Here is a 15,169-nt window from a genome sequence, read left to right as displayed (position 1 = left end):
TCGAGGGCAAAAATGATCAGGAAAATATTCATCACGTTTGTGACAAGTCTTTCTTTCTCTGCCGTGCAGGCGCAGACGACGCAGGAGCAGGCCGGCGCTGATCTGATCGTTTTCAACGCAAAAATCTTCACCGGCAACCAGGCTCAACCCGAAGCTTCGGCTTTGGCGGTCAAGAAAGGCCGTATTTATTCCGTCGGCTCTGATGTGAACATACTCGGTCTGAAGACCTCTAACACCGAGATTATTGATGCTCGCAGCCGCAGACTGATACCCGGCATCATCGATGCCCATATCCATGTCCTCAACGATCTGGCTTACAGCTACAATGTTCGATGGGATGGCGTGCCGACGCTGCGCGAGGCATTGACGATGCTGAGCGAACAGGCCGCCCGCACGCCGGAGGGTCAATGGGTCAAGGTTATCGGAGGCTGGTCGCCCTACCAGTTTGAGGAGAACCGCTTTCCCACACTGGACGAATTGCACAGCGCCGTGCCCGATCGCCCCACGATCGTGCAATATGCCTATAACCAAGCCTTTTTGAACAAGCAGGCGATGGAGGCGCTTTGCGTGGGAACCGATCGGTTCCCGAAAATACCGGACGTCGAATTCGAAAAGGACAGCCGAGGCAACCCCACCGGTGTGGTCCACGGCTATACCTGGTTGTTTCTCGCTCTTGAGGCCATGGTGCCGCAGCCCACGTTCGACGAACAAGTGAGTTCGTTGATCTACAGCATTCACGGTCTGAACAGGTTTGGCGTGACCTCGATCATCGATAACGGCGGCAGGTTTCCTTACCCGGAAGCACAGGCGAGAGTAGACGTGCTTGCACGAGACAACCGCCTCAACGTGCGCATGCCCTTTGTGGACTTGCAACTCGGCGACGGTGGGCCGGTAAACATGGTGGACCTGGAAATCGATGCGATCACCAAAACGGCGCCGATAAGTCCGGGGCAAAACCTGCATCCAAACTTGGCACATGGCCACGAATATCGGGGCGCCGGGGAGGTCTTGAGCGGGGAAGTGCATGATCATGAGAATTTCGACCGCCCGGCGGTCATTATCGAGCCTGAGAAGATGCGGCGTTTCGTCGAGCAGGATGTGATGAAGCTGGTCCAGCGGCGTATCCCGTTCCGCATGCACATCAGCTATAACGAGAACATCTCCCCGTTTCTCGACGGTCTGGAGAAGGTAAACCAGACGATTCCGCTCGATGGCCTGAAATGGAGCCTCGAACACGCCGAGACCATCAGTCCGGAGAACATCGCCCGGGTGAAGAAGCTGGGCGGCGGAATTGCCCTGGACGCCAAGATGGCGCTGCACGGCGATGGTTTCATAAAAACATATGGTCGCGAAAAGGCGTTGCAGACGCCGCGCCTGGGCATGCTCGTGGATAGTGGTATTCCTCTGGCCATGACCACCGACGCCTTCCGGGCAGCGACGTACAACCCGTGGGTTGCTTTAAGCTGGATGGTGTCCGGGAAGTCGGTGTCCGGATCCGAGGTTCTCGCCAGCGACAATCGCCTTTCCCGCACCGAGGCGCTGAAACTGTTCACCAGTGGCGCAGCGTGGTTCATGAACACGGAGACCGAAATGGGGATGATCGCCCCCGGCAATCTCGCGGATTTCGCCGTTCTCGACAGGGATTACTTTTCGGTGCCTGAGGATCAGATCAAATCTGTTTCTTCGGTTCTGACGGTTATGGATGGCAGGGTCGTGTTTGGTGCGCAGGACTATAGCGCTCTATCGCCAAAACTGCCCGCGATCCTTCCGGATTGGTCGCCTGTGAAATATTTCGGCACCTATTACGGGGAAAAATGAACCCGGCGGAAAAGTTCTCCGCGTTTTCCCTGAAATGTCATTGGACTGAGGCTTCGACGCCATTCCGAACCATGCCGACATTGACAGGGATTTCGCGCCCCGGTTGGGAACCACACGCGGCAAGGTGTCCGTCGTCATATTAGGAGAATAACAATTGGCTGACTTCAATCCGCAGCGTGATAGAACATCATCGCTCTTCGCCGATGTGCGCGGACATCACGTTGCGATCCGTGTTCCTGATCGGGACGTCGCCATAAAATGGTATCAGGATAAGCTCGACTGGCGCGTCGTCCACACGTGGGCTTATGGTGACCAACAGCTCGCCTTTCTCGCGCCGCCAGATGACGATCGGTTCATGGTCGAACTGCTTGCCGGTGGCGACCCTAGCCCGCACCCGCTACCGCCTTACAAGGATCTGGCCGATAGCTTGAGATACGCTGGTTACCATCATTTCTGCCTGACCGTTACCGATATCGAAGCCACGACGGACGAACTGCGCCGCCGCGCCGTCAATATCCTCGTCGAACCGTTTCAGGTGGATGAGATCAGCTGCAAGATCGCTTTCGTCGCCGATCCTTTCGGGAACGTGATTGAATTAGCCGAAGTCATCCAGCCGCGCATAGCCTCGCGGACGAATCCAGAACGATTTCACCCATAAACCCGTCTGGTTACGAAATCCCATCTTCGGTCGGACGATATAGCTGGGATCGCCGCGTGCGCCCGCGTTTCGCCTGATGAGTGGTGATTGGCCGCGATCACCCACAAAAGCTGACATAGGACGTTGCCATGTGGCGAAAGCCGGAAAGAGAGCCGATGATCGGCCAGAAGAAGAAATACGTCATTCCCGGTATATCCTTGGCGTTCAGCCTTCGATCCGCTCGATGCGTGCGGTCACTCCCGCTCACACTTGCCGTCCTTGCCTTTGCTCAGTGGGGCTACCGGTCAGCCTTGGCAGCGGATGATTTTCTCTTGGAGCAGAAGAGGCCTTTGATAAAAGCCGACCGGTCGCGGGAGGACTGGTCGCTTCTTGCGGATCCGAAACTGCGGACTGAGCCGTTGGATAGTCTCAAGTACATTCCGTTGTTTCCGTCCAATCCCGACAGCTACATCTCGCTCGGGCTCAATCTTCGCGAAATCTTTGAAGTCAGTGATGCGCCGGCTTTCGGAACCGTACGTGCAAATCCCGGAGACTCCTACTGGTTGCAGCGCGCGCAGTTCCATATCGATGTTCACCTGAACGAAAACTGGCAAGTGTTCACGCAGTTCGAAGATGTGCGTGCGTTCGACAAGACGGTGGTCGGCCCTAACGACGCAAACCAATTCGACCTTCGGCTGGCATTCATCGGCTACACGCAGGAGACTGACGCGGGAACGTTCAGGGCGAGGGTCGGCCGCCAGGACTTCGCTTTTGACCTGGAGCGGTTCGTATCGGTGCGCGATGGGCCGAATGTCCGCCAGGCGTTCGATGCGGTCTGGGCCGGGTGGGAGACGGATGCATGGCGCTTCTATGGTCTTGTTAGCCAACCTGTTCAGTATCGCGATGACGATCCTTTCGATGATCGATCGAGCAGCGATGCAATGTTCAGCGGGGTCCGCGTGGAGCGGCAGCTCTCGCCGGATATCGAGGCCTCCGCCTATTACGCGCTTTATCAGCGCAAAGACGCCACATTTCTCACCGCGTCGGGTGAGGAGGACAGGCATATCCTCAATATTCGGACGGCCGGCAAATATGCCGGTTTCGACTGGGATGTGGAAGCGATGGGACAGGTCGGCAAGGTGGGCGCAGCCGATATTCTGGCCTGGGCCATGGGTGCGAGAACCGGCTACACCTTCGAGAATGTCACCTGGTCGCCGCGCATCGGTCTGCAGTTCGACGTGGCGTCGGGCGACGGTGATGCGGGCGACGGTACGCTCGGCACTTTCAATCCGCTGTTTCCGAACGGCTTTTATTTCTCGCTCGGCGGTCATACCGGATACACCAACCTCGTTCACATAAAACCATCGGTCACCGTTCAGCCGATAGAAGACCTGACCCTGATGGCCGGGGTCGGACTGCTCTGGCGACAGACGACAGACGACGCCGTCTACACCCTGCCAAGCATTCCCGTAGCTGGCACGGCGGGTCAGGGGCCGGCATGGACCGGAGCTTATTTGCAGGTCAGGGCGGACTACCGCTTCAATCCCAATCTCACGGGGTCGCTGGAGGCTGTTCACTACCAAGTCGGGTCGGCGCTCGAAGCTGTGGGTGGCCGCGACAGCAATTATGTCAGAGCAGAGCTGAAGCTGGTGTGGTAACAATGCCGACTCTACGCAGCACTGCGAAATACCCACCCGGTTCTCGGCATCCAGAAGCACAAGCAATGGATCCGCTGACGTTGAAGATCGCAAGTTAAGATGAAATCCTGTCCCCCGCAACCATGCTGCCGGACGCCGGACCACGCAAATCGACGATTATCTACGACGTGCTATTCCCTTGAATCGATAGGTTTAAATCAGGCTCTGGCGACTTCTGGTCATCAATCGACCTCGACCTGGCTATCTCCCACGCCGCTAGTTGGCAGGTGATATGCGCTTGCGCGCGAGTGACAAGCAGTGGCAGTCACGCGGCCTGGCGCTTTTGCGCTCCGATTCCAGTCATTCCGACCGTTTGAGCGATTGTCCAAAAGTTGCCGGTAGGCTTATGCGGGTTGAATGTCCCACTTTGGACGGGAAACGGACTGGTAGGTTCGGGGCGGCTACGTCGGGAAAACTGCCCTTGATCCGGGCAACGAACTTTGAGAGCCATTCCGCTTCCTGACGCCATTTGCGTTCACCTCAACGAACTGCTGTTGGCCGGGCGAAGTCCTTAGCCGCGAAACCGCACGGTCTCAACAAAAGCAGTAAACGCCGTGGAAGCATGCCGCCGGTGCGGATAGTAGAGGTGATAGCCCGGCAGATCTGGTGTGAACTTGGCGAGCGCCCGCGTCAGTCGTCCGGACGCGAGGTGAGGCTGGACCTGATCGAGCGGCAGATAGGCGACGCCATGACCATCGAGCGCGGCGTCGAGGATCAAGTCGATGGTGTTCAGGACGAGCGGACCGTCGACCCTGACCCGCGTCTCGCGGCCACCGCGCATCAGACGCCACTTGTTCAGCGTTCCGGAGGTCGGGAGCCGCAGATTGATCGCGCGATGATCGATGAGTTGCGCGGGCGCAGTGGGAATGGGGTGCGTGCGGAAATAGTCCGGCGAGCCGACGATGGCCATCGGAATGTCGGGGCCGATCCGCACCGCGATCATGTCCTTCGACATCTCCCCGCCGAGCCGCACACCGGCGTCGAAACGATCGGCGACGACATCGGACAGGCCATAGTCGATGGTGAGCTCGACGGATATGTCCGGATTGTGGGGCAGCAGCCTCTTCATCGCGGGAAGCAGCAGCGTCTTGGCCGCATGCTCGACCGTGGTGATGCGGATGATGCCGGAGGGCCGGTCGCGCAGCTCACCCAGGGAAGCGATGGCCGTGTCGAGATCGTGCAGCATCGGGCCGAGGTTGCGAGCAGACGCTCGCCGGCATCGGTCGGCGCGACGCTGCGCGTCGTGCGCGACAGCAGCCGCAGGCCGAGCCTTTCCTCGCTGCGCCGCACGATCTGGCTGAGCGCGGATTGCGCCATGCCGAGACGGGCGGCGGCCTTGGTGAAGCTGCGCTCCTCGGCGACCACCACGAACGCCGCCAGATCGGCGATCTCATCCCGTCTCATTCATCACCTCAGTGATAAGGCCAAGCGTAATTATCCCTCTAATCGAGACAATTGTTTTGTCCTAGATTTTCTCCATCGGCAAGGGACATGCGATCCCGCATCGTCAGCGGTGATCAACTTTCCCGAAGGCTTTGACGAGAGCAAAACGTATCCGGCGATTGTCGTCTCGCATCCCGGCGGCGGCGTGAAGGAACAGACGGCCGGCACCTATGCAGCCAAGCTCGCCAAGTTCGGCTTCGTGACCATCGCCTATGATGCCTCCTATCAGGGCGAAAGCGGCGGTGAGCCGCGCCAGCTCGAAAACCCCTACATCCGCACCGAGGACGTCAGTGCCGTCATCGACCACCTGACGACGTTGCCCTACGTGGACAAAGATCGCATCGGCGCCATGGGCATCTGCGCCGGGGCAGGCTACACCGCCAATGCCGCGATCCAGGATCGCCGCATCAAGGCCATAGGCACGGTCAGCGCCGTCAATATCGGCTCGATGTTCCGCAATGGCTGGGAGAACACCGTCAAGTCCATCGATGCGCTGCCCTATATCGAGGCTGGCTCCAACGCCCGCACCGAGGATGCGAAGGCGGGCTCCGCCACGATGCCGCTGGCTCCGGTGAACGAAGCGGACGCGCCGAACGAAGAGCTTCGTCAGGCATGGGAATATTACCACACCGCCCGCGCGCAGTGCCCAACCTCACCCGGTGTCGCGACCTTGCGCAGCCTGAACCAGATCATCACCTACGATGCTTATCACATGGCCGATGTTTATCTGACCCAGCCGATCCAGATCGTCGCGGGCAGCGTGGCGGGCAGCAAGTGGATGAGCGACGATCTCTTTGATCGCGCCGCCAGCACCGACAAGTCCGTCCACATCGTTGAGGGTGCCAATCACATGGAGCTCTATGACGGCCACAAATATGTCGACGAGGCCGTCTCGGTGCTCGCGCCGTTCTTCACGGCGAAGCTCTCGGTCTGAGTCATAGCGGCGTGGTGAACGCCTTGCGGGCCGGCATCGTCGGTCCACACAGATTGCGCGTCCCTCACAAGGAGAACAACATGAAAACCGTTCAAATCCAGAACCCCGACATGGCTTGGCATATTGCCGCCAACATCCTGTTCCCGCCAGCGTTCGACGAAGCGAAGACCTATCCGACGATCGTCAGCGTCCACCCGTTCGGAAGCTGCAAGGAGCAGACCTCGGGCAATGTCTATGGCAAGGCGCTGGCCGAGCAGGGCTTCGTCGTCATCGCCTATGACGCCAGCTTCCAGGGCGCATCCGGCGGCAGCCCGCGCTGGATCGAAAGCCCCTCGCAGCGGGTCGAGGACATCAGCCATGTCATCGATTATGCCGTGACGCTGCCCTATGTCGATGCCGACCGCATCGGTGTGATCGGCGTTTGTGGTGGTGGCGGCTATGTCCTCAACGCCACCCTAACGGAAAAGCGCATCAAGGCCGTCGTCGGCATCACCCCGGTCAATATCGGCCGTCTCTTCCGTGAGGGCTTCAGCGGCTACGACCCGATTGGTGCTCTGGAAGCCATGGCAGCGCAGCGCACCAGGGAAGCGCGTGGTGGCGAATTGCAGGTTAACGAACTACTGCCCGCGAGCCCGGACATGGCCACGAAAGCCGGTCTTACCGAACGCGACGTGTTCGAAGCGACCGACTATTACAAGACGCCGCGCGGTCAGCGGGAAGGCGGCTGGACTCGGATGCTGTTCAGCCATGCCCAGAAGACGCTGGCCTGGGATGCCTTCGCCTTCACCGAGACACTGTTGACCCAGCCGATGATGGTCGTGATCGGCCAGAAGGTCGGCGCGTTCGGCGCTTTCCGCGATGGTATGGAAGCCTACGGCCGCGCCGTCGCCTCGAAGGATCGCCAGCTCGTCTCGTTGGAAGACTGGTCGCACTACGACCTCTACGACAAGCCGGAGCCGGTCGGCCTGGCGCTCGAAAAGCTCGTGCCGTTCTTCAAGCAGTATCTGGGCTGATCGGTCGCGGCGGCTCCCGCTGCCGCGCCTCCATCTCGAATATGAAAGGAGCCTGCACATGGCAGCTCAACAAGGCGGTATCGGCAAGCGCCTGTTCGGCGATATCGCGCCCCAGCTTGCCGATTTCAACGACAGCGTCCTTTTCGGCGAGGTCTGGACCGAACCGACGCTCTAGCAACGCGAGCGCAGCCTCATCACCATCAGCAACCTCATTACGATGTATCGGGTCAACGAATTGCCCTTCCATTTCCGCAAGGGCCTGGAGAACGGCCTTTCGAGAGAAGAGATCATCGCGGTCATCACTCATCTCGCCTTCTATGCCGGCTGGCCGCCCGCGATGACCGCGCTGAAGATCGCGCGCCAGGTGTTTGACGAAATCGATACGGAAGGAACGAATAAATGACCAACGTCCTCATTCTCGGAGCCGGCGGCCAGATCGCCCGTCATGTCATTGAGGCGCTGGGCGGCGACCGCGACACTCACCTGACGCTGCTTGCCCGTAATCCGACAAAGCTTGCGGCAAGCGCGCCGGCCGGCACCGAGATCGTGCAGGGTGATGTGCTCGACGCGGCCAAGCTGGAGGCGGCTGTCACCGGCAAGGATATCGTCTACGCCAATCTCATCGGCGAAGACCTCGATGATCAGGCAAGGGCAGTCATCGCCGCCATGCAGGCGCAGGGCGTCAAGCGGCTGATCTTCGTTCTTTCGCTTGGCATCTATGACGAAGTGCCCGGCAAGTTCGGCGAATGGAACCGGGGCATGATCGGCGAGGACCTGAAGCCCTATCGCCGTGCCGCCGATGCGATCGAGGCGTCCGGTCTCGACTACACCATCCTGCGCCCGGCCTGGTTGACCGATGAGGACGAGGTGGACTACGCGCTGACCGCCAAGGGCGAAGCCTTCCAGGGCACCGTCGTCTCGCGCAGAAGCGTCGGCGACCTGATCGCCAGGATTGTCGTGAAGCCGGACCTGCATGCGAGAGCGAACCTCGGTGTCAACAAGCCGAACAGCGACGGCGATAAACCTTACTTCATGTAAACAAGGCTACGCCGCCGCATGAAATAGCCCTGTATTGTTGCCGGTCAAAAAGGTTTTTAGCGCCCTGATGGGCAGTTGCTGTGATCGCAAGTAAAGATGGGTGCATGCCCCCGCAACCAAACTTCCTCCCACAAAAAACCAATATCCCCCACCCAAACAATATCACAACGCAAAGACCTCAACACCCGCTCGCGATGGTGGAAACGCGACGGGCCAGAAACTGAAGCCCGCACGCTAAAAGCATGAAAACAAAACCAATCTTACCCCTCATCCTTACCAGCTACCGCTGGCCACAAGACCGCTGCTGAGCATAACAGCGCGCCGCTCTCAAGTCCGACCGAAATCCTGCGGATGCACGGGGCGGGTGAAATCCATGATCGCGTTATGCGGGATCTCGAACACGAGCTCGATTTGCAGGAGATCGCCGCGGAGAACAGACTTTGATCCGCCAGGCCTCTGGATAAAACAGGCGCCCATTGTCCATGTCATCGGCTCGCACTGGAGCAAATATTGTACGGAGAATGGAAAATCAGCCACCCCTCAATCTAATTTTGCGGATTCGTGACTTTCCGGTAGTAGCCGTAAGATTGTACAAGATGGTTGTAGTCGTTCTAGTAACACTTGTTCTCACTGTGGTTGAAACCCGAATTTGCGGAAGAATGAGCATTGCGCGGGTGTTCGGCAGAATTATATGGTCTGCTGCAACCTGAATGTTCTCAGGGATGCCACAGGCGCGGAGGCCGTCTTGGAGGAGAGGGATGAGCCTGGACAATCTTGAACTGAAAACGCTCGGCCCGTACTTCGGACTTCCCGAGGCCGCCTCATTGAACGCGGTGCCCGTCAGATCTTCATCCATTTGCGTGACGAGAATCGCCAAGGATGTCGCCGATGGTGAGAGGCCCATTGTCTCCCTTCCCGTTTGCGACGCCTATTTCCTGATGGTGTACACCAAAGAGGCTCATCATTGCGATATCCTGCCGGATGGAACCAGAACGCTGCCTCGCAGATTTGAGCGAGGATCGGTCTGCCTTGTCGACCTTTCCGAAGGGGCCTCGGTCGTCTTATACGCGGACCTTCATTCCGCTACTTTTTTACTGCCAAGGACGCTTATCCAAGAGGTCGTAGAATTATCCGGTACAAGCCCGAGACCCGAGCTGCGGTGTCGAAGGGGCGAGAGGGATCAGGTTCTAAGCAACCTCACCGACGTCATCCTTTCCCTCTTTGACCGACAGAATGCGTCGTGGGAGGTACTCCTGAAACACCTGGCAATCGCGATATGCTCCCATCTAATCCAGGATTCGGTTGGCGAGACGGAGGCTGGCGTGGACGATGCGATCTTTCCCTACAATCGCGAGGCGGCGGCAAAAGAGTTCATGAGGAAAAACCTTGCCCGTGAATTGTCCGTCTCGGAAATCGCCGCGGCGGCTGGCCTCTCCGCCAATCATTTCTCACAGGGATTTAAGAAAGTGACGGGCGTCACGCCCCATCAATGGCTGATGCATGCGCGCGTGGAGGCTGCAAAGGATCTGCTACGCGGAAGCGAGTCATCGCTGAAGGTGATCGCGGAGGCGTGTGGATTTGTGGATCAAAGTCATTTTACGAAGGTTTTCTCCCGCGAAACCGGTATGACGCCGGCAGTTTGGCGTGCAGGATGTCTTAACTAATTTGGGTTGAGCAAAAGGATATTTTGTAAAAAAATCGTTGGAATTTACCAGCGAATTGCCCTACCGATACAGTTGATAAGGGTGGGTTGGCCGGAGTGGACATTGGCAAGAGAATCGGAGGGCGATAACCTGCCCAGAACGCCTGTTCCCAGCCGGTGGACGATGAAGGCGTCGGCTATTACGATTACGCGCCTGTGCTACGACAAGGACGATCTTCCGATCGCTCCGCCGAGCAAACGCGATGACGCGGTTTCCGTTATCATCCAGTTGGCCGATTTTCGAATGCATCGGCTCTGGAAAAATAACGAGCTCATTTTTGAAGGTGGGCATCCAAAAGGGGCGATCGCCATCACCGATCTGAGGAATGAATGGCAGTGCCATCATCTCTCCTCATTCGACAATTTGCGGTTCAATATCCCGCTATCATTTGTACGCTCTTTTCTGGAGGATATCGGCCGCCCGCAATTCGACGGGTTCGATTGCAGGTCCGGCACCAGGGATGACGTCATTCTTGGCCTTGCTCAGGCTGTCTTGCCATATCTCGTCAATCGACATGAAGCTAACCAGCTCTTCTTTGAGCAGATCAGTCTGGTCTTGCTGACGCATTTGACCCATACCTATGCAAGCCAATATTTTCCGACGAAGAGGAATGGCGTTCTGGCGCCATGGCAGGAAAAAAGGGTGCTGGAATTCCTGACGACGAACGCCTTCGCGCAGGTTTCGATCACTGAACTTGCCGAGATATGCGGCCTGTCCCGCAGTTATTTCAACAGAGCGTTCAAGGAAACGTTCGGCCGGACGCCGTACCGCTGGGTCATGGAGTATCGGGTTTCAAAGGCTAAAGATCTGCTGCTTTCGAACCTTTCAATTCAACAGATCGCCACAACATGCGGCTTCGCCGATCAGAGCCACCTGACACGGGTGTTTTCGGATATTGCAGGAGACCCGCCAGGCAACTGGCGTCGGCAGAAGCGTTTGAAACTCGGCGATAAAACCCCGTAAAATCGCAGCCAGCCCGAAGCTCGCATTCTGGCTAAATCCTCCCGTCAGATCCCGTCTCGAGCAGGGGCTCGTCTCCTTTTCGGCGCCGTTTGATATCCGGCCGCCGAAACAGTCCGAACATCCAAACCATCCTTTTAAGCGACAAGAAGATTGCTTCCGCAGCGGGCATCATCCGCTCCGTCAACGCAATTCAGCTCAACGCTTTTGAGGAAAACACAATGACCGTAAGCGCGACACCGACGCCGGGCTCGAAGCTTCTTACTCCGAAAGACCACACGCTGATCATGATCGATTTTCAGTCGCAGATGTCTTTTGCGACGAAGAGCATCGATGCTGTCAATCTCCGGAACAATGCAGCTCTCGTCGCCCATGGCGCCAAGGGTTTCGGTGTTTCTACCATTCTGACCACAGTTGCCGAAAAGAGCTTCTCAGGTCCGATGTTCTCGGAAATCACCGACGCGTTTCCTGGCCAGAAGCTGCTCGACCGAACCTCGATGAACACTTGGGAAGATGCATCCGTCATCGAGGAGATCAACCGCATCGGCAAAAAGCGCATTGTGCTTTCGGGCCTGTGGACCGGCGTCTGCATCGTCGGCCCGGCCCTGTCGGCCATTGAGCAGGGTTTTGAAGTCTTCGTATTGGCTGACGCCTGCGGCGACGTCTCCGACGAAGCCCATAACCGGGCGATGGATCGCATGGTTCAGGCCGGCGCTCAGCCGATGACGTCGCTCCAGTACCTGCTCGAGCTTCAGCGTGATTGGGCGCGCACAGAGACCTACGACATGACCACCGGCATCGCCAAGAAATTCGGCGGCGCCTACGGCCTCGGCATCATCTACGCAAAGACGATGTTCGGCGCGTCCGAAGGTCATTGATAACTGAATGGCCGCTCGTACTCACGCGATGCGGCGGCCAGCTCTTCGATCTCTCCCGTGGTGCACTCGCCTTTGCGCCACGGTGCCCGCCATTTCCTTTCTGTCATGTGCACGGAGTTCACCATGACCGCTTCACCATCGAATAGCGCGACCGTCATCCTTGTGCATGGGGCATGGGGAGATGCATCGAGCTGGCGATCCGTTATTCCCCTTTTGCAGAAGCAAGGCGTTTCCGTTGTCGCCGTGCAGAATCCGACGTCATCTTTGTCGGCGGATGTCGAGGCAACCCGCCATGTGCTGAACGAGATCGATGGACCTGTCGTTCTCGCCGGTCATAGCTGGGGAGGAACGGTCATTACCGAAGTGGGGGACGACCCGAAGGTCAAGGCTTTGGTCTTTGTGGCGGCCTTCGCACCGGATGTTGGCCAATCAACGGGTGATCAAGTCGCCGCTCACCCTGCGCCCCCCGGCCTAGGGGAGGTGAGCTCTGACCGCAGCGGCAGCTACATGATGAGCGTGAGCGGCTGGATCAACGCTGTCGCGCAGGATCTTCCGGAACAGGATGCACGGGTTCTCGCGGCTACCCAGCCGCCGCTCGGTGCCGGCACGTTCTCCGACAAGGTGAGTAAGGCTGCTTGGACGGACCGCAAGAACTGGTACGTGATTTCAACCGAAGACCGGGCGGTCAGCGTAGAGCTCCAGCGCGAATTGGCGAAGAAGTTGAGTGCTTGCACGATCGAACTCAAGGCCAGCCATATGTCGTTGCTTTCGCAACCGGAGGCCGTTGCTTCCGTCATCCTCGAAGCGGTTTCCGATGTATCGGCGGGCTAGTACCAAGGCATTGAATCCAAAAGGATAATTAACCATGAGAATCTATCTGTATTCCCTGGCAGCCGGCCTGCTCGTCGGCATCGTCTATAGTCTGCTGAACGTCCGTTCGCCGGCGCCGCCAGTCATTGCTCTTATTGGCCTTCTAGGCATCCTCGTCGGCGAGCAGATTATTCCCTTCGCCAAGACGCTCCTCAACAAGGAACCGGCCGCCGTCTCCTGGATGCACCAGATCAAGCCGCATATGTTCGGTCACCTGCCGAAGGGCGGCAAGCCCACCGATGTGGCTTCCGATGAGGCCTGAATCCCCTTTTCAATCGAGAGCGAAGACAATGGAAAATGCGACCGCTGACCTGGTCCTGCACCACGGTTTGATCAAGACGCTTGACCGATCCAACCCATCGGCAACGGCCGTGGCGATCAAGGACGGTAAATTCCTGGCCGTTGGCCATGACGCTGAGATCATGGCGCTCAGGGGTCCAAATACGAAGGTGATCGACCTTAAGGGCAAGCGCGTGCTTCCCGGCCTCATCGATAACCATACCCATGTTGTCCGTGGCGGTTTGAACTTCAACATGGAATTGCGCTGGGACGGCGTGCGCTCGCTGTCCGATGCCATGAACATGCTGAAGCGCCAGGTGGCGATCACGCCGCCGCCGCAATGGGTGCGCGTCGTCGGTGGCTTCACCGAGCATCAGTTCGCCGAGAAGCGTTTGCCGACGATCGAGGAAATCAACGCGGTCGCTCCCGACACGCCCGTTTTCCTGCTACATCTATACGACCGGGCGCTTCTGAACGGTGCGGCATTGCGCGCCGTCGGCTATACGAAGGACACACCCGAGCCGCCCGGAGGGCAGATCACCCGTGATGCCAGCGGCAACCCGACCGGCCTTCTTTTGGCAAAGCCGAACGCCGGTATCCTTTACTCGACGCTGGCCAAGGGACCAAAGCTGCCGTTCGACTATCAGGTCAATTCCACCCGGCATTTCATGCGCGAGCTGAATCGCCTCGGCTTGACCGGCGTCATCGATGCCGGTGGTGGCTTCCAGAACTATCCTGATGACTATGCCGTCATCCAGAAGCTTGCCGATGAAGATCAGCTCACCGTTCGGCTGGCGTACAACCTCTTTACCCAGAAGCCCAAACAGGAGAAGGAAGACTTCCTGAATTGGACCTCTTCGGTCAAATACAAGCAGGGCAGCGATTATTTCCGCCACAACGGCGCCGGTGAGATGCTGGTCTTCTCCGCCGCGGATTTCGAGGACTTCCGCCAGCCGCGCCCGGATATGCCACCGGAGATGGAGGGCGAGCTGGAAGAAGTCGTCCGCGTCCTTGCTGAGAACCGCTGGCCCTGGCGCCTGCACGCCACCTATGACGAGACGATCAGCCGCGCGCTCGACGTCTTTGAAAAGGTCAATCAGGATATTCCGCTCGAGGGCCTCAACTGGTTCTTCGATCATGCCGAAACGATCTCAGAGCGCTCGATCGACCGTATCGCGGCGCTCGGTGGCGGCATCGCGACACAGCATCGCATGGCCTACCAGGGCGAATATTTCGTCGAGCGATATGGTCACGGCGCCGCGCAGGCCACTCCGCCGATCGCCCGTATGCTGGAAAAGGGCGTCAAGGTCTCCGCCGGCACGGATGCGACGCGTGTCGCCTCCTACAATCCGTGGGTCTCGCTTTCGTGGATGATCACCGGCAAGACCGTCGGCGGCATGCAGCTTTACCCCCGTGCCAACTGCCTCGATCGAGAGACGGCGCTGCGCATGTGGACGGAGAACGTCACCTGGTTTTCCAATGAGGAAGGCAAAAAGGGTCGCATCGAGAAGGGCCAGTTCGCCGATCTCATTGTACCGGACAAGGACTTTTTTGCCTGTGCTGAGGATGAGATTTCCTTCCTGACCTCCGAACTCACCATGGTTGGCGGCAAGATCGTCTACGGAGCCGGCGAATTTGCCGATTTCGACGAAAATGAAGTCCCGCCCGCCATGCCCGACTGGTCGCCGGTACGCAGCTTCAAGGGCTACGCCGCTTGGGGTGAGCCGGAGGGTGTCGGCAAGAACTCCCTGCATCGCCGCCTGATCGCCTCATGCGGCTGCACCAACGACTGCAACGTCCACAGTCATGCCCATGCCAACGCCTGGACGTCGAAATTGCCGATCGCCGACCTTAAGGGCTTCTTCGGCGCGCTCGGCTGCTCATGCTGGGCGGTTTGAG

Annotated in this window: 12 protein-coding genes and 2 pseudogenes; 13 read left to right on the top strand and 1 reads right to left on the bottom strand. The window is 58.4% G+C overall.

The window, feature by feature from the left end:
- Window positions 1-12: 12 nt before the first annotated feature.
- The 3 genes from HGP12_RS15170 (at window position 13) to HGP12_RS15160 (ending at window position 4,113) form a co-directional block, all read left to right on the top strand.
- The gene (locus tag HGP12_RS15170; RefSeq protein ID WP_168841748.1) at window positions 13-1,818 is read left to right on the top strand and encodes an amidohydrolase; all 1,806 of its coding nucleotides are present in this window, start codon (window positions 13-15) and stop codon (window positions 1,816-1,818) included.
- A gap of 154 nt (window positions 1,819-1,972) precedes the next feature.
- A complete protein-coding gene (locus HGP12_RS15165; RefSeq protein WP_168841749.1) occupies window positions 1,973-2,476 on the top strand; it encodes a VOC family protein in 504 nt (167 codons plus the stop codon).
- A gap of 155 nt (window positions 2,477-2,631) precedes the next feature.
- The gene (locus HGP12_RS15160) at window positions 2,632-4,113 is read left to right on the top strand and encodes an alginate export family protein (RefSeq protein WP_168841840.1); all 1,482 of its coding nucleotides are present in this window, start codon (window positions 2,632-2,634) and stop codon (window positions 4,111-4,113) included.
- A gap of 550 nt (window positions 4,114-4,663) precedes the next feature.
- Here HGP12_RS15160 and HGP12_RS15155 read toward each other — a convergent pair.
- Window positions 4,664-5,556, bottom strand: a pseudogene (locus HGP12_RS15155) (LysR family transcriptional regulator).
- Window positions 5,557-5,665: 109 nt separating this feature from the next.
- On the opposite strand from HGP12_RS15155, the gene HGP12_RS15150 reads away from it, so the two are divergent.
- The 10 genes and pseudogenes from HGP12_RS15150 to HGP12_RS15105 all read left to right on the top strand — a co-directional run bounded on the left by HGP12_RS15150 (window position 5,666) and on the right by HGP12_RS15105 (window position 15,168).
- A complete protein-coding gene (locus HGP12_RS15150; RefSeq protein ID WP_312862894.1) occupies window positions 5,666-6,529 on the top strand; it encodes an alpha/beta hydrolase in 864 nt (287 codons plus the stop codon).
- An 80-nt stretch (window positions 6,530-6,609) separates the two neighbouring features.
- Entirely contained in the window at window positions 6,610-7,542 is a 933-nt protein-coding gene (locus HGP12_RS15145; RefSeq protein WP_168841751.1) for an alpha/beta hydrolase, read from the top strand.
- Between the two features lie 190 nt (window positions 7,543-7,732).
- Window positions 7,733-7,945 (top strand): annotated as a pseudogene (locus tag HGP12_RS34065) (carboxymuconolactone decarboxylase family protein); the annotation flags it as partial.
- Complete coding sequence (locus HGP12_RS15135; RefSeq protein WP_168841753.1) at window positions 7,942-8,580, top strand: SDR family oxidoreductase; 639 nt, start codon at window positions 7,942-7,944, stop codon at window positions 8,578-8,580. The pseudogene HGP12_RS34065 and the gene HGP12_RS15135, both read left to right, overlap by 4 nt.
- 758 nt (window positions 8,581-9,338) lie before the next feature.
- Window positions 9,339-10,244: an AraC family transcriptional regulator gene (locus HGP12_RS15130; protein WP_168841754.1), complete on the top strand. Its 906-nt coding sequence runs from the start codon at window positions 9,339-9,341 to the stop codon at window positions 10,242-10,244.
- Window positions 10,245-10,346: 102 nt separating this feature from the next.
- Window positions 10,347-11,246 (top strand): helix-turn-helix domain-containing protein, encoded by a 900-nt coding sequence (locus HGP12_RS15125; protein WP_246703395.1) that lies wholly within the window; start codon window positions 10,347-10,349, stop codon window positions 11,244-11,246.
- A 218-nt stretch (window positions 11,247-11,464) separates the two neighbouring features.
- Window positions 11,465-12,121, top strand: coding sequence for a hydrolase (locus tag HGP12_RS15120; RefSeq protein WP_168841755.1), 657 nt, complete (start codon window positions 11,465-11,467; stop codon window positions 12,119-12,121).
- A gap of 123 nt (window positions 12,122-12,244) precedes the next feature.
- Window positions 12,245-12,952: an alpha/beta fold hydrolase gene (locus tag HGP12_RS15115; protein WP_205926468.1), complete on the top strand. Its 708-nt coding sequence runs from the start codon at window positions 12,245-12,247 to the stop codon at window positions 12,950-12,952.
- A 34-nt stretch (window positions 12,953-12,986) separates the two neighbouring features.
- Entirely contained in the window at window positions 12,987-13,253 is a 267-nt protein-coding gene (locus HGP12_RS15110; RefSeq protein ID WP_168879165.1) for a XapX domain-containing protein, read from the top strand.
- Between the two features lie 28 nt (window positions 13,254-13,281).
- Window positions 13,282-15,168, top strand: coding sequence for an amidohydrolase (locus tag HGP12_RS15105; RefSeq protein ID WP_168879164.1), 1,887 nt, complete (start codon window positions 13,282-13,284; stop codon window positions 15,166-15,168).
- The last annotated feature ends 1 nt before the right edge of the window (window position 15,169 follow it).

Origin of the sequence: Rhizobium sp. P28RR-XV, assembly GCF_012641385.1 — a bacterium.
GTDB lineage: Bacteria > Pseudomonadota > Alphaproteobacteria > Rhizobiales > Rhizobiaceae > Rhizobium.
This window is presented reverse-complemented; position numbering and strand designations above follow the sequence as displayed.